This window comes from Kitasatospora sp. NBC_00458 (assembly GCF_036013975.1).
GTDB lineage: Bacteria > Actinomycetota > Actinomycetes > Streptomycetales > Streptomycetaceae > Kitasatospora.
Map to the genome: position 1 here is coordinate 6002514 of NZ_CP107904.1, position 16570 is coordinate 6019083.

Annotated in this window: 14 protein-coding genes and 1 pseudogene; 8 read left to right on the top strand and 7 right to left on the bottom strand. The window is 74.7% G+C overall.

Translation table 11 applies throughout. The features are described from left to right. The first annotated feature begins 6 nt into the window (after window positions 1–6). Together OG550_RS25055 and rny are read left to right on the top strand one after the other, a co-directional pair. Window positions 7–999, top strand: coding sequence for a regulatory protein RecX (locus OG550_RS25055; protein ID WP_327681130.1), 993 nt, complete (start codon window positions 7–9; stop codon window positions 997–999). A gap of 221 nt (window positions 1000–1220) precedes the next feature. After that, window positions 1221–2690, top strand: coding sequence for a ribonuclease Y (rny, locus tag OG550_RS25060; protein ID WP_327681132.1), 1470 nt, complete (start codon window positions 1221–1223; stop codon window positions 2688–2690). On the opposite strand, the gene OG550_RS25065 is transcribed toward rny, so the two are convergent. The 5 genes from OG550_RS25065 to OG550_RS25085 all read right to left on the bottom strand — a co-directional run bounded on the left by OG550_RS25065 (window position 2671) and on the right by OG550_RS25085 (window position 8112). After that, a complete protein-coding gene (locus OG550_RS25065) occupies window positions 2671–4533 on the bottom strand; it encodes an FAD-dependent monooxygenase (RefSeq protein WP_327681134.1) in 1863 nt (620 codons plus the stop codon). The genes rny and OG550_RS25065 overlap by 20 nt on opposite strands. A 146-nt stretch (window positions 4534–4679) precedes the next feature. Further along, window positions 4680–5531 (bottom strand): amino acid ABC transporter permease, encoded by an 852-nt coding sequence (locus OG550_RS25070; protein ID WP_327681136.1) that lies wholly within the window; start codon window positions 5529–5531, stop codon window positions 4680–4682. Then, window positions 5528–6178, bottom strand: coding sequence for an amino acid ABC transporter permease (locus tag OG550_RS25075; protein ID WP_327681138.1), 651 nt, complete (start codon window positions 6176–6178; stop codon window positions 5528–5530). The genes OG550_RS25070 and OG550_RS25075 overlap by 4 nt, the downstream gene beginning before the upstream one ends. A 127-nt stretch (window positions 6179–6305) precedes the next feature. Further along, a complete protein-coding gene (locus tag OG550_RS25080) occupies window positions 6306–7214 on the bottom strand; it encodes a glutamate ABC transporter substrate-binding protein (RefSeq protein ID WP_327681140.1) in 909 nt (302 codons plus the stop codon). Window positions 7215–7338: 124 nt separating this feature from the next. Beyond that, the gene (locus OG550_RS25085; RefSeq protein ID WP_327681142.1) at window positions 7339–8112 is read right to left on the bottom strand and encodes an amino acid ABC transporter ATP-binding protein; all 774 of its coding nucleotides are present in this window, start codon (window positions 8110–8112) and stop codon (window positions 7339–7341) included. Window positions 8113–8551: 439 nt separating this feature from the next. On the opposite strand from OG550_RS25085, the gene OG550_RS25090 reads away from it, so the two are divergent. Together OG550_RS25090 and OG550_RS25095 are read left to right on the top strand one after the other, a co-directional pair. Continuing rightward, window positions 8552–9307: a response regulator transcription factor gene (locus OG550_RS25090; protein WP_327681145.1), complete on the top strand. Its 756-nt coding sequence runs from the start codon at window positions 8552–8554 to the stop codon at window positions 9305–9307. A 6-nt stretch (window positions 9308–9313) separates the two neighbouring features. Beyond that, window positions 9314–10753, top strand: a complete 1440-nt coding sequence (locus OG550_RS25095) for a sensor histidine kinase (protein WP_327681146.1) — start codon at window positions 9314–9316, stop codon at window positions 10751–10753. Window positions 10754–10841: 88 nt separating this feature from the next. On the opposite strand, the gene OG550_RS25100 is transcribed toward OG550_RS25095, so the two are convergent. Beyond that, the gene (locus OG550_RS25100; RefSeq protein ID WP_327681148.1) at window positions 10842–11861 is read right to left on the bottom strand and encodes a TAXI family TRAP transporter solute-binding subunit; all 1020 of its coding nucleotides are present in this window, start codon (window positions 11859–11861) and stop codon (window positions 10842–10844) included. A gap of 73 nt (window positions 11862–11934) precedes the next feature. On the opposite strand from OG550_RS25100, the gene miaB reads away from it, so the two are divergent. After that, window positions 11935–13434, top strand: a complete 1500-nt coding sequence (miaB, locus tag OG550_RS25105; protein WP_327681150.1) for a tRNA (N6-isopentenyl adenosine(37)-C2)-methylthiotransferase MiaB — start codon at window positions 11935–11937, stop codon at window positions 13432–13434. A gap of 78 nt (window positions 13435–13512) precedes the next feature. Continuing rightward, window positions 13513–14211 carry a class III extradiol dioxygenase subunit B-like domain-containing protein gene (locus OG550_RS25110; protein WP_327681151.1) on the top strand — a complete coding sequence of 233 codons (699 nt, stop codon included), beginning with the start codon at window positions 13513–13515 and terminating at the stop codon, window positions 14209–14211. Window positions 14212–14316: 105 nt separating this feature from the next. On the opposite strand, the gene OG550_RS25115 is transcribed toward OG550_RS25110, so the two are convergent. Continuing rightward, window positions 14317–14583, bottom strand: a complete 267-nt coding sequence (locus OG550_RS25115; RefSeq protein WP_327681153.1) for an antitoxin — start codon at window positions 14581–14583, stop codon at window positions 14317–14319. Between the two features lie 246 nt (window positions 14584–14829). On the opposite strand from OG550_RS25115, the pseudogene miaA reads away from it, so the two are divergent. Together miaA and OG550_RS25125 are read left to right on the top strand one after the other, a co-directional pair. Continuing rightward, window positions 14830–15738 (top strand): annotated as a pseudogene (gene miaA / locus OG550_RS25120) (tRNA (adenosine(37)-N6)-dimethylallyltransferase MiaA); the annotation flags it as partial. Window positions 15739–15987: 249 nt separating this feature from the next. Continuing rightward, window positions 15988–16530, top strand: coding sequence for a hypothetical protein (locus tag OG550_RS25125; protein WP_327681155.1), 543 nt, complete (start codon window positions 15988–15990; stop codon window positions 16528–16530). Window positions 16531–16570: the final 40 nt, after the last annotated feature.

Genomic DNA, 16570 nt, shown 5'->3' on the forward strand with positions numbered 1-16570 from the left:
CCGTTGATGCAGCACACCGGGGCAGCGGGCGGCCGCCCGGAGGACGACGACGACCACGGCCCGCCGGACTGGTTCGCGGCGGTGGCCGAGCCCGGGCCCGGCCCGGACCGGGCGCCCGGCCGCGTACCGGGCCGGTCGCCGTCCGGTCGCCGTCCGGCCGCGAGCGGCCCGGCGGACGTGGGCGACCTCGGGCTGGTCACGGCCTCCGAGCTCCCCACGGGCCGACGCCGGCGCCGGTCGGCGCTGGAGCAGGAGAACACTGACCCCGGCACGGGCGGGGGTCGAGCGGGGGCGGACGGTCACGGGGGTGTGGCCGCCCCCGCCCGGTCCCTGCCGCCGTCCGCCGGGCGCTCGTCCACCGGGCGCTCGTCCGCCGGGCAGTCGTCCGCCGGGCGGCGGGGACGTGGGCGGGCCGGGCGGCCGGAGCACGGCGAGGCGCCGGAGACCGGGGCCTCCCGGCGCACCCGCACCGAGGAACCCGCCGACCCGGAGGCACGGGCGCGGGACATCTGCCTGCGCCTGCTCACCGGTGCGGCCAAGACCCGCAAGCAGCTCGCCGACGCCCTGCGCAAGCGGGAGATCCCGGACGAGGTCGCCGAGGAGGTGCTGACCCGGCTGGAGGAGGTCGGGCTGATCGACGACGCGGCCTTCGCCCGGGCCTGGGTGGAGTCCCGGCACGCCGTCCGGGGGCTCTCCCGGCGGGCGCTGGCCCAGGAGCTGAGGACCAGGGGAGTGACCGGCGAGCAGGCCGAGCAGGCCCTCGCCCAGCTCGACCACGACGACGAGGCCGAGGCGGCCCGGGAGCTGGTCGACCGCCGGCTCCGGACCACCCGGGGCCTGGAGCGGCAGGCCCGGACGCGCCGGCTGGTCGGCGTGCTGGCCCGGCGCGGCTACTCCGAGGGCCTGGCGTTCCGGGTGGTCCGCGAGGCGCTGGACGAGGAGGAGCCCGCGGACGCCGGAGCGGACGCGGACGGACCTTCCGGCGAGGACTGGGACTGACCCCGGGTCGGCTCCGGACGGATCGCGGAGACGGCCAACTACCAAGCCAGTCTTGACCGTTTCGTAACCCGCGCTTAGCCTCGCAGTCAGTGCGCGAGCACGTCGATCATTCCTCGGCCACCCCTGGCCCCTCCTCGCCACGCCCGTGGCCGGACGGGTCCGGACCCGGCCGCGCGGTCGGTCCCGGGCGGCGTGCCGCGGCGGGACGGGGAGTGGGCAGGATGAGGATCGCGGTGAGCGGCGGATCGGCCGCCTTCCTGCTGGTGGCCGTCCTGCTGGCGGTGGCCGTGCTGGCCGCCGTCGGTGCGGCGCTCTGGTTGCCGGCGAGGCGGCTGCGGAACGCACGGCGCAGGGCCGCCGCCGAGACCGAGCGGGCCCGGCGCTGGGCCGAGCAGCAGGCCGACCAGCTGCGGGCCGAACTCGACCGGCGCGAGGAGCGGTTGACCGAGGAGCTGGACAGGCTCCGCACCCGCGAGGGCGAACTGGCCGAGCGGTCGGCCGCGTTGGAACTGGCCCGGGGCGAGGCGGCGGAACTGGTCCGGCGCCGGGCGGCGGAGCTGGAGCGGACCGCCGGGCTCTCGGCGGACCAGGCCCGGGCCGAGCTCGTCCGGGAGGCCGCGTCCGAGGCCCGCCGGGAAGCGGCGGTCACCGTCCGGGAGATCGAGCGCGCCGCCCGCGAGGAGGGCGAGCAGCGGGCCCGGGGGATCGTCGCCGGGGCGATCCAGCGGCTGGCCGCCGAGCAGACCGCAGAGACGGCCGTGTCGCTGTTCCGGCTGCCGAACGAGGAGATGAAGGGCCGGGTGATCGGGCGGGAGGGCCGGAACATCCGGGCCTTCGAGGCCGTCACCGGCGTCAACCTGATCATCGACGACACCCCGGCGGTGGTGCAGCTCTCCTGCTTCGACCCCGTCCGGCGGGAGACCGCCCGGCTCACCCTGGAGCAGCTGGTCGAGGACGGCCGGATCCACCCGCTGCGGATCGAGCACGTCCACGAGCGCAGCCGCGAGGAGGTCGAGCGGCGCTGTGTCAGGGCCGGGGAGGACGCGCTGCTGTCGGTGCGGGTCGGCGGGATGCACCCGGACCTGGTCCGCACCCTGGGCACGCTGCGCTACCGGGCCTCGTACGGGCAGAACGTGCTGGGCCACCTGGTGGAGTCGGCGCACCTGGCCGGGCTGATGGCGGCCGAGCTGGGGGTGGAGCCGGAGCCGGTGCGGCGCGCGGCGCTGCTGCACGACATCGGCAAGGCGCTCACCCACGAGGTGGAGGGCAGCCACGCGGCGGTGGGAGCGGACTTCGCCCGGCGGCACGGCGAGTCGGCGGACGTGGTGCACGCGATCGCGGCGCACCACGGGGAGGTGGAGCCGCGGACCGTCGAGGCGGTGCTGATCCAGGCGGCCGACGCCTGCTCGGGCGGCCGGCCCGGGGCGCGCAAGGAGTCGCTGGAGACGTACGTGCGCAGGCTGGAGCGGCTGGAGGAGATCGCCCGGTCGCACGACGGCGTGGCCGCGGTGTACGCGATGCAGGCCGGTCGGGAGGTCCGGGTGATGGTCCGGCCGGAGGTGGTGGACGACCTCGGGGCGCAGGTGATCGCCCGCGAGGTCGCCAGGAGGGTCTCCGAGGAGCTGACGTACCCCGGTCAGATCAGGGTCACGGTGGTCCGGGAGAGCCGGGTCACCGAGGTGGCCCGCTAGGTTCGGCGGCGGCCGGCTCGGCCAGGGGGCCGGCCACCGGCTTCGGCCCGGGGGCCGGTGCCGGTGCGTTGGCCGGCCGGTTGCCCGAGCCCGAGCCCGAGCCCGGTGCCGGTGTCGGGCCCGGTGCCGACGGCGTCGCCGGGGCGGGTGCGTCGGCCGGCCCGTGAGCGGGCTCGGAGCCGTCGGTCAGCGAGGCCGGACCGCCGCGGACCGCGTCGGCCAGGGCCTGGAGCTCCTCGGCCGCGGCGCCCTGGGTGACCCCGACCAGGTGGCCGTCGGGGCGGATCAGCAGGACGCTGTGCGGCCCGGCGCCCGGGTAGGCCTCGGTGACCAGGACCTCGGCCGGTACCGGCAGGGCGGCGGCCACCTCGGCGAGCCGGGGCATCAGCCCGGCGCCCAGCCAGTGCTCGGCGGACCAGACGGTGGTGCCGGGGGCGACGAGCAGCAGCAGGAACCCGGCGCCGAGGCGGGCGTGCAGCTGGTCCGGGGTGCCGTCGGCGGCCAGCACCGGCAGGTCCGGGACGAGCACGCCGGGGGCGGTCGCGGGCAGCAGTTCGCTGAGCGAGGTGCTGCCGCGCGCCCCGCGCTGGACCGGGACCCGCCCCGGCACGCCGGAGGGGGCGGCCGGGTAGGCGGGCGCGCCGCCGAACCGGCCGGTGCCGAGCTGGCCGTCGGCGAGCATCGGCGCGTGCTTGCGGAACGAGCCGGTGAGCAGTGAGCGGCGGGTGGCCTGCCAGCCGCGCAGCGGGCGCAGCAGCGGCATGGCCTGGTCGACCGCGCGCAGCCGGGCGCCGACCGCGCCGCGCCGCTCGGTCTCGTACCCGTCGAGCAGGGACCCGCCGGGCTGCGGGCCGCCGGAGTGGAGGTGCCAGGCGAGGGCGAGCCGCCAGGCCAGGTTGTCGGCGTCGCGCAGGCCGTCGGCGAGGTTCTGCATGCCGAGCGCGCCGTGCAGGTGGGCGGCGTCCCCGGCCAGGAAGCAGCGGCCGTGGCGGAAGCGGGCGGCCAGGCGCTGCTGGGCGGTGTGGTCGGCGGCGGCGAGCAGGTCGAACCGGGGGAGTTCGCCGCACCAGCCGGTGAGGGTGGCGGTGACCCGGGTGAGCAGGGTGTCGCCGGTGACGATGCCGGGCCAGGTGGCGTGCGGGTCGACCGTCTCGGCGGGTGCCGGCCGGCCGGGCGGCAGTCGCCAGTCCAGCCGCCAGACGCCGTCCGGGAGCGGGCGGGCGGAGGCCTCGCGGTCGCCGCGCCACGGCGGCTCGCGGTGCAGCCGGGGCTCGCTGAACGGCAGGTCGACCCGGACGGTGGCGATGGCGCTGCGGTCGACGGCCGGGCGGCCGGGGAAGCGGATCTTCAGCAGCTTGCGGACGGTGGAGCGGGCGCCGTCGCAGCCGACCAGGTGGCTGCCGCGCCACCAGGTCTCGGTGCCGTCCTGCGGGTTGCGGGTGTGCACGCTGACGCCGTCGCGGTCCTGTTCGAGCCGGGTGACCCGGTTCAGCGGGACCAGCCTGACCAGGGGGGTGCCGGTGAGGGCGTCGCGCAGACCGCGCTGGAGCCGGTGCTGGGGCAGGTGCAGGACGGGGGTGTCGGCGAGGTCGATCCGGAGCACTTCCTGGCGGCGGCGCCAGACGGTGAAGGCGTTCCAGCGGGCGGCGTCCGAGACGGCCCGGGGGTAGCCGATCCGGGTGAGGAGGGCGGCGGTGTCGGCGCCGAGGACGACGCTGCGGGGGCTCTCGGGACAGAGCCCGGAGCCCTCGTCGAGGACGACGGTCGGCACCTCGTGCCGGGCGAGGGCGAGGGCCAGGGCCAGGCCCACCGGCCCGGCCCCGACCACGATCACCGGGTCCATGCCGGGACCTCCGGGCACGGGCGGGCCGGTGCGGCGCGGCCGGGGGCCTCCGGGCGAGGGCAGGCCGACGGGGTGGCGTCATATGCCGCGTGGATGCTCCCGGATGGTGTCACGAAGAGCAATGCAACAGTTCACCTGGGTGTCCGTCAAGCAGCAGCCGAAGTGCGCCGGTTCGCGCCGCGTCGGCCGCGTGCCTCGATCCACCGGGCGAGCGCGGTGAGCAGGAGGCACATCGCGATGTAGATGGGGCCGATCACCAGCACCACGGGGATGTAGGGGAAGCCCGCGGCGTTCAGCGGCTGACTGGCGATGGCCTTACCGACGAACAGCAGCTCATGGTAGGTGATGATGAAGCCGAGCGAGGTGTCCTTGAGGGTGACGACCAGCTGGCCGATCATCGTGGGCAGCATCGAGCGGACCGCCTGCGGCACCAGGACGGTGGTCATCACCTGCGTCTTGCGCAGGCCGAGCGCGTAACCGGCCTCGCCCTGGCCGCGCGGCACGGCGTTGACGCCGCTGCGGATGATCTCGGCCTGGACCGAGCCGTTGTAGAGGGTGAGCCCCAGCACCAGGGCCCACATCGGCTCCTTGGCGAAGAAGGCGTAGTAGAGCGCGACGATCAGGATCAGCAGCGGCATCGCCCGGAAGAACTGGACGAACGAGACGGCCGCCCAGCGCACCGGCCTGTGGTCGGAGAGCTGCCCGGCGGCGAGCAGCGCGCCCAGTGCGAGCGAGCCGACCGCGGCCAGCCCGAAGGCCTCCAGGGTGGCCAGCAGACCGTCGACGATCCGCTGCTGGATGGTGTTGTACTGGAACGCGTCCCAGAGTTCGGCGTCGAACTGGCCGTTGTCGGCGAGCGCCGTGACGGTGTACCAGAGCAGGCCGGCGATCGCGAGCAGCGCCAGCACGCCGAACACCCGGTAGCGGGAGCGGGCCTTCGGGCCGGGGGCGTCGTAGAGGACGCTGGCCGTGGAAGGGCGGGTGAAGATCGAGCTCATCGGGCCACCGCCAGTCGGTTCTCCAGGGAGCGGAACAGCAGGGCGACGGTGGCGCTGATCACCAGATAGGCGCAGGCCACCCAGAAGAAGATCGCGAAGATCGAGTAGCCGCGCTCGGAGAAGGTCTGCTGCGCGCTGTACAGCTCGCTGACGCTGAACGCGCCGGCGATCGCCGAGTTCCTGGGCAGGGCGATGAACACGCTGCTCATCGGCGCCAGCACCGTCCGGGCCGCCTGCGGCAGGACGATCTGGGTGAGGGTCTGGCCGAAGGTCATGCCGAGGCTGCGGGCGGCCTCGGCCTGGCCGAGCGGAACGGTGTTGATGCCCGAGCGCAGCACCTCGCAGACGAACGACGCGGTGTACCCGCCGAGCGCCAGCACCGCGAAGGTGAGGTGGCTGAAGTGCACGCCGAGCGGGGGGAGGCCGAACGTCACGGCGAAGAACAGCACGGTCAGCGGGGTGTTGCGGAAGAGCGTCACCCAGGTGGTGCCGAAGCCGCGCAGCACCGGGACGGGGGAGACCCGGCAGGCCGCCAGCAGGGTGCCCAGCAGCAGGGCGAGCAGCGCGCTGAGCGCGCTCAGCTCGATCGTCTGCAGGAAGCCGTCGCGGAACAGCGCGAAGTTGCCGTCCTCGAACAGGAAGCCCATCCGGCGGCCCTCCTCTCAGGTGGTCGGTGGTTCGGGGGTCGTTCGGTGGTTCGGGGGCCGTTCGGTCGTTCGGGAGTGGTGGCGGCCGGTGCCGGCGGCCGGCGGGGCCGCCGGCACCGGCCGGCCGTCAGTAGCGCTCCAGGACCGGCGGCTGCGGCGCGGTCGAGCCGGAGAGGCCGAGGGTGGCGTCGTAGGCCTTCTTCCAGTCGCCGTTGTCCTGGTGGGCCTTGAGCGCGTCGCTGATCGCGTCGCGGAGCGCCTTGTCGTCCTTGTTCAGGCCGACGCCGTAGTTCTCCTTGGTGAACGGCTTGCCGACGACCTTCAGCTTGGTCGCGTACTTGGAGGCGTAGCCCTTGAGGATGGCGTCGTCGGTGGTGACCGCGTCGACCTCGCCGGACATCAGCTTCTCGACGCAGGCCGAGTAGGTGTCGAACTGGGTGATCTTCGGCGAGTACTGCTGGATGTTCTTGATCGAGGTGGAGCCGGTGGCGGTGCAGACGTTCTTGCCGTTGACCGACTCGGGGCCGGTGATGGCGGTGTTGTCGGCCTTCACCAGCAGGTCCTGGCCGGCGACGTAGTACGGGCCGGCGAAGGAGACGGTCTTCTTGCGCTCGTCGTTGATGCTGTAGGTGCCGACGTAGAAGTCGATCTGGCCGTTGGAGATCGCGGGCTCGCGCTGCGAGGAGACCAGGGTCTGCCACTTGATCTGCTGCGGGGTGAAGCCGAGGTCGGCGGCGACCATCTTGGCGATCTCGATGTCGAAGCCGCTGCGGTCGCCGGAGGCGAGGTCCTCCCAGCCGAGGAACGGCTGGTCGGACTTGGCGCCGATGATCAGCTGGCCGCGCTTCTTGGCCGCGGCCAGGGCCGGCGAGTCCAGCTTGACGTCGGTCTTCACGGTGTAGGTGGGCAGCGCCGGTGCGGCGCTGCCGCCCGCGCTCGCCTTGTCGGCGCCGGGCGTACCGTCCTTCCCGCAGGCGGCGGTGGCGGTGAGCGCGATGGCACAGAGCGCGACGGCGAGGGTGCGACGAGTCCTCATGAGGGTAGCTCTCCTGGGGCTTGGCCACGGTTCAACCGGGCTCTGGCGGAGGGGAATCCGGGTGCGGGCGGGCGGACCGGCGACGGCGTGCCCGCCGACGTCGGCCCCGATCCGGCCCGGGGGATCAGTGGTGCAGGATCTTGGAGAGGAAGTCCTTGGCGCGGTCCGAGCGGGGCGCGGTGAAGAAGGCCTCGGGGGTGTTCTGCTCGACGATCCGGCCGTCGGCCATGAAGAGCACCCGGTTGGCGGCGGAGCGCGCGAAGCCCATCTCGTGGGTGACGACCACCATGGTCATGCCGTCGGCGGCCAGCCGGCGCATGACCTCCAGCACCTCGTTGATCATCTCGGGGTCGAGCGCCGAGGTGGGCTCGTCGAAGAGCATCACCTTGGGGTTCATCGCCAGGGCCCGGGCGATCGCGACGCGCTGCTGCTGCCCGCCGGACAGCTGCGCCGGGAACTTGTCGGCCTGCGCGGCGACGCCGACCCGCTCCAGCAGCTCCCGGGCGGTCCGGACGGCCTGGTCGCGGGCGATGCCCCGGACCTTGACCTGGCCGAGCACCACGTTGTCCAGCACGGTCTTGTGCGCGAACAGGTTGAAGCTCTGGAACACCATGCCGACCTCGGCCCGCAGCCGGGCCAGCTCCCGGCCCTCGGCCGGCAGCGGGCGGCCGTCGATGGAGATCGTGCCGGAGTCGATGGTCTCCAGCCGGTTGATCGTCCGGCAGAGCGTGGACTTGCCCGAGCCGGAGGGGCCGATCAGGACCACCACCTCGCCCTGGGCGATCTCCAGGTCGATGTCCTGGAGCACGTGCAGTGCGCCGAAGTGCTTGTTCACATTGCGCAGGACCACCAGGGGAGCGGCGTCGGCGCGGGAGTCCTTGCTGAGGCTCGTGGTCATCGGGCCTGCTCCCTCGTGTCGGCCCGAGGGAGACGAACTCCCTTGGGCTGCAATGGTGGTAGGAATCCGAGGGCCGCGGCCGGCGGAGCCGCGGCCCTCGGTGGGCTGACCATAGGAGCGCTGACGGTGTCACGTCAGCCGATCTGAGCGGAACTTGAGCATCACGATCCGGCCACGCGCCGGGCGCGGGCTGTTCACCGGCGCCCGGTACGGGCACAGTGACAACGTCCGGCGGCCCCGGTGACGGCCCCCGCGGGCCGCGGTGACGGCGGGCACCCGCCCCGGAGCACCCCGTCCCGCCCGGTCCCGGCGGGTGGCCGAGCCTGGCGTCCGGGCCCCGGCTGGCCCATACTGCGCAGGACCGGGACCTGCCCGGCAGGGGGCCGTGACGACCACGAGAGGACCCCCGGGAACGTGGGGGAGAGGAGGAGAAACCGAGATGCGACTACTGCTCGTCGAGGACGACGAACGCGTGGCCGCGGCCCTCGTCGCGGTACTGGGCCGGCACGGCTTCCAGGTCAGGCACGCCCGCAGCGGCCACGAGGCGCTCGACGCGCTGGTGCCCGACGGCAACGAGCCCTACCGGGTCGTCCTGCTCGACCTCGGACTGCCCGACCGCGACGGCTTCGAGGTCTGCAGCCGGATCAGGGCCGGCAGCGGCGTACCCGTGATCATGGTCACCGCCCGCGCCGACATCCGCTCCCGCATCCACGGCCTCAACCTCGGCGCCGACGACTACGTCACCAAGCCCTACGACATGGGCGAGCTGCTCGCCCGGATCCACGCCGTGGCCCGCCGCGGCGCCGCGCCCGCCGCCGTCGCCGTCCCCGCGCCGGACACCGTGCCGCAGCAGCGCGGCCCGCTGGAGTCCCGCGGCATCGTCATCGACCGCGAGCGCCGCCGGGTCAGCGTGGACGGCCGGGACGTGCCGCTCACCCGCAAGGAGTTCGACCTGCTGGCGCTGCTCGCCCAGAGCCCCGGCGTCGTCTACCGCCGCGAGCAGATCTTCAGCGAGGTCTGGCGCAGCGGCTGGGAGGGCAACGGCCGCACCCTGGAGGTGCACATCGGCTCGCTGCGCACCAAGCTCGCCCTGCCCGGCCTGGTCGAGGCCGTCCGGGGCGTCGGCTACCGGCTGATCCCCGAGTGCCCGGCCACCGCGGCCGACACGCCGCCCCCGGCCCGCGCGGAGCACTGACCGCACGTGCGCACCCGCCTCCTCGGCATCCTGATCGCGCTGATGCTGTGCGTCCTCGCCGCGCTCGGGATGCCGCTCGCCGCGGCCGTCGCGGCCGCCGAGCAGAGCCGGGTGGTGGTCGACCGGCTGGACGACGCCGCCCGGTTCGCCCAGGACCTGCCCACCTCGGGCGTCTCCGGCCTGGAGTCCGCGCTCAAGGGCGACCCGCAGCCGGCCCCCGGCGACCTCAGCCGCCGGCACGCCCTCGGCAACGAGGTGGTGCGCTACCACGAGCTGTACGGGGTGCGGATCGGCATCTTCCAGCGGGACGGCCTGCCGATCGCGGTCGCCCCGGCCGGCTGGCGGGTGCCCGCCGGGGGCTGGGCCGAGCAGGCCTTCCAGGAGGCGCTCGACGGGCGGCGCAGCCACAACCCGCCGCAGGTCTGGCCGTGGACCCCGGACCGCACGCTCACCGTCGCGACCCCGGTGGTCCGGGACGGCGACGTCGTCGCGGTGGTCCTCAGCGAGTCCCCGACCGGCGCGCTGCGCACCCGGGTCCTGCACCGCTGGCTGGTGATCGGGGCCGGCGAGGCGGCCGCGATGATCGTCGCGGTGCTGCTGGCCGTCCGGCTCACCGAGTGGGTGCTGCGCCCCGTCCGCACCCTGGACCGGGCCACCCACGACATCGCCACCGGCCGGATGAACGCCCGTGTCGCGTCCGGCGGGGGGCCGCCCGAGCTGCAGCGGCTGGCCCGCTCCTTCAACGAGATGGCCGACCACGTGGTGCTCGCCCTCGACCAGCAGAAGGCCTTCGTCGCGGACGCCTCGCACCAGCTGCGCAACCCGCTGGCGGCGCTCCTGCTCCGGGTCGAGGTGCTGGGCCTGGAGCTTCCCGAGGGGCACGAGGAGGAGCTCGGCGGGGTCCGCGAGGAGGGCGCCCGGCTGGCCCGGGTGCTGGACGACCTGCTCGGACTGGCCACCGCCGAGCACGCCCGCCCCGAGCCGGAGCCGACCGACCTCGCCGCGCTCACCCTGGCCCGGGCCGACGCCTGGCGGCCGGTGGCCCGGCTGCGCGGGATCGAGCTGGCCTGGGAGGGTCCGGCCCTGGCGCTCGGCCTGGCCGACCCGATCGGCTTCGGCTCCGCGCTGGACGCGGTGGTCGACAACGCGATCAAGTTCGGGCCGGAGGGGAGCCGGGTCCGGGTGCTGGTCGCGGTGCGGCGGGACGAGGTCGCGGTGACCGTCTCGGACCAGGGACCGGGGCTCACCGAGGAGGAGCTGGCCCGCGCGGGCGACCGGTTCTGGCGCAGCGCGCGCCACCAGAACGTGGACGGCTCGGGCCTGGGGCTGTCGATCGCCCGGACCCTGCTGCAGGCGGCGGGCGGCTCGCTCACCTTCGGCGCGGTCGTGCCGTCCGGGCTCGCGGTGACCCTCGCGGTGCCGCGGGCGGCCCGGAAGGCTCCCTAGGCCGGGCTCCCCAGGGCTGGATCGCCGCCGCCCCGCCCGTCCGGCCGGGGCGCCCCGGCCGTCGCCGGAGGGCCTTTGCCGACACGCCCTACGGCTTGACCGAGCGGTAGTAGCGCATCGCGCCCTCGTGCAGCGGGAGCGGGTCGGTGTAGACGGCGGTGCGCAGGTCGACCAGCTGGGCGGCGTGCACCTGGGAGCCGATCTGGTCGCGGCTGTCTATCACCGCCCTGGTCATGCCCTGGACCAGGTCCTCGTCGACGTCGGCCCGGGTGATCAGCAGGTTGGGGACGGCCACGGTGGCCACCGCTTCGCGGGGCTCGGCGCCCGGGTAGGTGCCCTTCGGCATGGTGGCCGCCCGGTAGGCGTCGGTGCCGCCGCCCTCCACCTTGTGGATCGCCTCGGCGAGGTCGCCGAGCGGCACGATCCGGATCCGGACGTGCTCGGACAGGTCGGTCAGCGCGCTGGTCGGCAGGCCGCCGGACCAGAAGAACGCGTCCAGCTGGCCGGCCCGCAGCTGGTCGGCGGCGTCGCCCACGCCCAGGGGCGCGGGCTTGATGTCGCGGTCCGGGTCCAGGCCGGCGGCGGCCAGCAGCCGCCTGGTGACCAGGTTGACCCCGGAGAGCGACTGGCCCACGCCGACCCGCAGCCCCTTGAGGTCGGCCGTCCGGCGCACCGGCGAGGAGGCCGGGACGACCAGCTGGAGGTAGTCGTCGTAGAGCCGGGCGATCGCCCGCAGCCTCTCCCGGCCCGGGCCCGAGTACTGGGCGACGGCGTCGGCGGTCGCGATCGCGAAGTCGTCCCGCCCGTCGGTCACCCGGGCGAGGTTGTCGATCGACCCCTCCGAGTTGTCCAGCCGCAGCCGCACCCCCGGCATCGCCTTGGCGACGTGGGTCTCCAGCAGCTGGCCGTACCGGTCGTACACCCCGCGCTTCACCCCGGTCGCGAGACCGGTGTCACCCCGCGGGTACCCGGGCGAGCGGCTCTCCGAGAGCCACCAGCCGCCGAGGCCCGCCGCCACCAGCACCAGCACCAGCAGGACCCGCCAGAGCGGACGGTGGGAAGCCGTCCGGACGGCGGCGCCGAGGCGGGAGGGGGTGTCGGGGGTCATGCAGGGATAGTGCCAGGCTCACGGGGCGAACGGGAGGGGAAAAGTCGTTCGCGGCTGCCCGTACTCTGGACGGGTGAGTGGTGACAGCGGATCGAAGAGCTACAGGGTCGTCACGTACGGCTGCCAGATGAACGTCCACGACTCCGAGCGGCTCTCGGGCCTGCTGGAGGACGCCGGGTACGTGAAGGCCGGGCAGGACGGTGACCCCGACCTGGTCGTGTTCAACACCTGCGCGGTGCGGGAGAACGCCGACAACAAGCTGTACGGCAACCTCGGGCAGCTGGCGCCCGTCAAGACCCGCCACAAGGGCATGCAGATCGCCGTCGGCGGCTGCCTGGCCCAGAAGGACCGCGACACCATCGTCCGGAAGGCCCCCTGGGTCGACGTGGTGTTCGGCACCCACAACATCGGGCACCTGCCGGCGCTGCTGGAGCGGGCCGCGGTCGAGCGCAAGGCCCAGGTCGAGATCCTGGAGTCGCTGGAGACCTTCCCCTCCACCCTGCCCACCCGCCGCGAGTCCGCGTACGCCGCGTGGGTCGCGATCTCGGTCGGCTGCAACAACACCTGCACCTTCTGCATCGTCCCTGCGCTGCGCGGCAAGGAGGAGGACCGCCGCCCCGGCGACGTCCTCGCCGAGATCGAGGCGCTGGTCGACGAGGGCGTCATCGAGGTCACCCTGCTCGGCCAGAACGTCAACGCCTACGGCTCCGACCTGGGCGACCGCGAGGCCTTCTCCAAGCTGCTGCGCGCCGCCGGTCAGATCGAGGGCCTGGAGCGGATCCGCTTCACCTCGCCGCACCCGCGCGACTTCACCGACGACGTGATCGCCGCGATGGCCGAGACCCCGAACGTGATGCACCAGCTGCACATGCCGCTGCAGTCGGGCTCGGACACGGTGCTCAAGGCGATGCGCCGCTCGTACCGGCAGGAGCGCTTCCTCGGCATCATCCGCAAGGTGAGGGAGGCGATGCCGGACGCCGCCATCTCCACCGACATCATCGTGGGCTTCCCCGGCGAGACCGAGGAGGACTTCGAGCAGACCATGCACACGGTCCGCGAGGCGCGCTTCACCAACGCGTTCACGTTCCAGTACTCCAAGCGCCCGGGGACCCCGGCCGCCGACATGGCGGACCAGATCCCGAAGGCCGTCGTCCAGGCCCGCTACGACCGGCTGATCGCCCTCCAGGAGGAGATCTCCTGGGACGAGAACAAGAAGCAGGTCGGCCGCACCCTGGAGGTCCTGGTCGCCGAGGGCGAGGGCAAGAAGGACGACCGGACCGACCGGCTCTCCGGCCGCGCCCCCGACAACCGGCTGGTCCACTTCACCCGCCCGTCGGAGCCGGTCCGCCCCGGTGACATGGTCACGGTGGAGATCACCTACGCGGCCCCGCACCACCTGCTGGCCGAGGGCCCGACCCTCGCGGTGCGCCGCACCCGGGCCGGGGACGCCTGGGAGAAGCGCCAGGCCAAGCCCGCCGCCAAGCCGGCCGGCGTGATGCTGGGCCTGCCGTCCATCGGCGCCCCGGCGGCGCTGCCGCTCGCCGCCCCGGCGGGCGGCTGCTGCGGCGACTGACCGCGCTGATCGGCGGGGCGGCCCGGCGGGACCACGGATCCGGCCGGGCCGCCCGCGTTGTTCGTTACAGTGATCCACATGCTGGTTGCCGCCGCCGTCTGCCCCTGCCCGCCGCTGCTCGTCCCGGAGGTCGCCGCCGGGGCGGCCGCCGAGCTGGAGCCGCTCCGCGCGGCCTGCGACGAGGCGGTGGCGGCGGTGCTCGCCGCCGCACCGGACCTCCTCGTGGTGGTCGGCACCGGGCCCGAGGCCGAGGTGTGGACCGAGGGCGGGGCCGGTTCCTTCCACCGGTACGGGGTGCCGCTGGTGGCCGCGCTGCCGGGCGGCCGGGCCGAGGGGCCCGAGCTCGCGCCCGCGCTGACCGTGGGCGCCTGGCTGCTGCAGCGGGCCGGGGTGACCCTGCCGACGCACGCCTGCGCGGTGCCCGCGGACGCGCCCGCCGACCGGATGCTCGGGCTGGGCCAGGGCCTGGCCGGGCTGGCCGACCGGGTCGGGCTGATCGTGATGGGGGACGGCAGCGCCTGCCGGTCGCTGAAGGCGCCCGGCTACCTGGACGAGCGGGCCGAGGGGTTCGACGCCGCGCTGGCGCGGGCGCTGGGCTCGGCGGACACGGCGGCGCTGGCCGCGTTGGACGCGGAGCTGGCCGCCGAGCTGAAGGCCGAGGGGCGGGCGCCCTGGCAGGTGCTGGCCGGCGCCGCCGAGGGGGTCGGCCTGACCGCGCGGCTGGGCTACCAGGACGCGCCGTACGGGGTCGGGTACCTGGTCGCCGACTGGAGCTGAGCCCCCGGCCTGGTGGAGCCGGTCGGGCTCGGGCTGCCCCGGGCCGTGGCGGCCCCCGGCGGCCCGAGCCGGGCCCGGGGCCGCCGGGTCGGGCCGCCGGACCGGTCAGACCGCCGGCCCCTGGGGACCGCCGTTCGGGGGCGTGCCGGGACCGGCCGTCGGGGGCTTGTGGGCGAAGTCGTCGACCGCGCCCTTGGCCTTGCTGGTGCCGTTCTCGATCTTCTCCGAGTACTTGCCCTTGGTGGCCTTGTCGATCGCACCGCCGGCCTTGTCGACCGCGTTCTCGATCTGCCCGCTGTGCTTGCCGGCGAACTCGCTGGCCTTGCCCTTGAGCTCCCCGGCCTTGCCCTTGAGGTTGTCCATCAGGCCCATCACGCCTCACCTTCTCTCGTTGTCACTCTCACAACGTCCGTCACGGGCGAACCGTTCGCAACGGCTCGATCCGGCCGCAAACCGGCACAACGGACGCAAGCGGAGCCAAGCGGGCGCAAAGGGTCGCGCGGCCGCCCGATCGGCGGGGCCGGCCGGGCGGGGCCGCCGGCGGGTCGGCGCTTTTGGCAGACTTGACCGGTGAGCAGCTCCCCCGCCGTCCCGTCCGCCCGTCCCGTCGAGCCCGGCCTGCCCCGCGTCGTCTCGGTCGTCGGCGCGACCGCCGCCGGCAAGTCCGACCTGGCCGTCGCCATCGCCCGAGCCCTCGGCGGCGAGGTGATCAACACCGACTCGATGCAGCTCTACCGGGGCATGGACATCGGCACCGCCAAGCTCACCACCGAGGAGCGCGGCGGGATCCCGCACCACCTGCTGGACATCTGGGACGTCACCGAGGCCGCCAGCGTCGCCGAGTACCAGCGGCTGGCCCGGGCCGAGATGGACCGGCTGATCGCGGCCGGCCGCACCCCCGTCCTGGTCGGCGGCTCCGGGCTGTACGTGCGGGCGGCGATCGACGAGATGGAGTTCCCCGGGACCGACCCGGAGGTCCGCGCCCGGCTGGAGGCCGAGCTGGCCGAGTCCGGCCCGTACGCGCTGCACCGCCGGCTGGCCGGACTGGACCCGGCGGCCGCCGAGGCGATCCTGACGAGCAACGGGCGGCGGATCGTCCGCGCGCTGGAGGTCATCGAGATCACCGGGCAGCCGTTCACCGCGAACCTGCCGACCAACACCGCCGTCTACGACGCGGTGCAGATCGGCGTCGCGGTGCCCCGGGCCGAGCTGGACGAGCGGATCACCCTGCGGGTGGACCGGATGTGGCAGGCCGGGCTGCTCGACGAGGTGCGGGCGCTGGAGGGGCTCGGGCTGCGCGAGGGGCGGACCGCGTCCAGGGCGCTCGGCTACCAGCAGGTGCTGGACCACTTCGCCGGGGAGTGCACCGAGGACGAGGCGCGCGCCGAGACCGTCCGGGCCACCAAGCGGTTCGCCCGCCGCCAGGAGTCCTGGTTCCGCCGGGACGACCGCATCCACTGGCTGGCCCGGCCCGCCGGCACCGACCCGGTCGGGCTGCTGGAGCGCTCGCTGGAGCTGATCGACCGTCAGGAACCCGCCGTCCGACAGGCGCTTTCCGGCCACCCGGCGGTGCAGCTGCGCGCGCAGACGGGCGTGCAGGACGAACCGGCGGTCACGACCGGATCACGTGATGGCCACGGATCACCCGCCGACCCCGGTCAGGCCCGGAACGCCCCCCTGGACATGCCATCATCGATGCCATAAGGGATCGACCCGGCGGGTCGATCGTGCCCGGCCGCGAGTTCGCACTCGTGTCGAACTGTCAGGGGAGGCCGCGTGTCGACGGGTACCGGCCCCGAAACCGGCCAGAGCGCCGCTTCGAGGAGCGGCAGCGCCACCAAGGCGCAGGCCGGCGGTCTCGACGCCTCGGCGCTGACCGACCTGCCCGACCTGCCGGTGCTGCCCGGTCTCGACGCCCCCACCTCGTACGCGGTCGCCCTGCCGGCGCTGGACACCCGCGCCCCGGCCGGGGCCGTGCACGAGCGGGAGATCCGTCCGCGCCGCCGGCTCCGCTGGTGGCAGACGCTGCCGATCGCCCTGCTGGCCACGGCCGGTTCGCTGATGTTCTCCTTCCCGCTGGCCTTCGGCTCGGCCGGGGCCGGCTCGGCGATGATCGGGATGCTGGGCCTGCTGCTCACCGCGGCCTCGGTCGGCTGGGGCGCGATGGCCGCTCGGCACGCCGGCTACAAGTGGCCGGGCCTGCCGCGCCGCGGCACCGGTGAGCGGGCCGGGTGGAAGGCGATCGTGATCTACACGCTGATCGTGCTGGCCGCCTGTGCGCTGGCCCTCTGGCGAGTGGTCCGGCTCTCCGGCCGGTAGGTCCCGTCCGGCGGCTCCGGTCCGGCGGGCCCCGCCCCGC

Bases quoted from the DNA above. Each gene is read 5' to 3' on its own strand.
- OG550_RS25075 (WP_327681138.1), bottom strand. From the start codon at position 6,178: ATGGGCTTCCTGTTCGAGGACGGCAACTTCGCGCTGTTCCGCGACGGC.
- OG550_RS25055 (WP_327681130.1), top strand. From the start codon at position 7: ATGCAGCACACCGGGGCAGCGGGCGGCCGCCCGGAGGACGACGACGAC.
- OG550_RS25080 (WP_327681140.1), bottom strand. From the start codon at position 7,214: ATGAGGACTCGTCGCACCCTCGCCGTCGCGCTCTGTGCCATCGCGCTC.
- OG550_RS25070 (WP_327681136.1), bottom strand. From the start codon at position 5,531: ATGAGCTCGATCTTCACCCGCCCTTCCACGGCCAGCGTCCTCTACGAC.
- OG550_RS25110 (WP_327681151.1), top strand. From the start codon at position 13,513: ATGCTGGTTGCCGCCGCCGTCTGCCCCTGCCCGCCGCTGCTCGTCCCG.
- rny (WP_327681132.1), top strand. From the start codon at position 1,221: ATGAGGATCGCGGTGAGCGGCGGATCGGCCGCCTTCCTGCTGGTGGCC.
- OG550_RS25100 (WP_327681148.1), bottom strand. From the start codon at position 11,861: ATGACCCCCGACACCCCCTCCCGCCTCGGCGCCGCCGTCCGGACGGCT.
- OG550_RS25085 (WP_327681142.1), bottom strand. From the start codon at position 8,112: ATGACCACGAGCCTCAGCAAGGACTCCCGCGCCGACGCCGCTCCCCTG.
- OG550_RS25090 (WP_327681145.1), top strand. From the start codon at position 8,552: ATGCGACTACTGCTCGTCGAGGACGACGAACGCGTGGCCGCGGCCCTC.
- OG550_RS25115 (WP_327681153.1), bottom strand. From the start codon at position 14,583: ATGGGCCTGATGGACAACCTCAAGGGCAAGGCCGGGGAGCTCAAGGGC.
- OG550_RS25065 (WP_327681134.1), bottom strand. From the start codon at position 4,533: ATGGACCCGGTGATCGTGGTCGGGGCCGGGCCGGTGGGCCTGGCCCTG.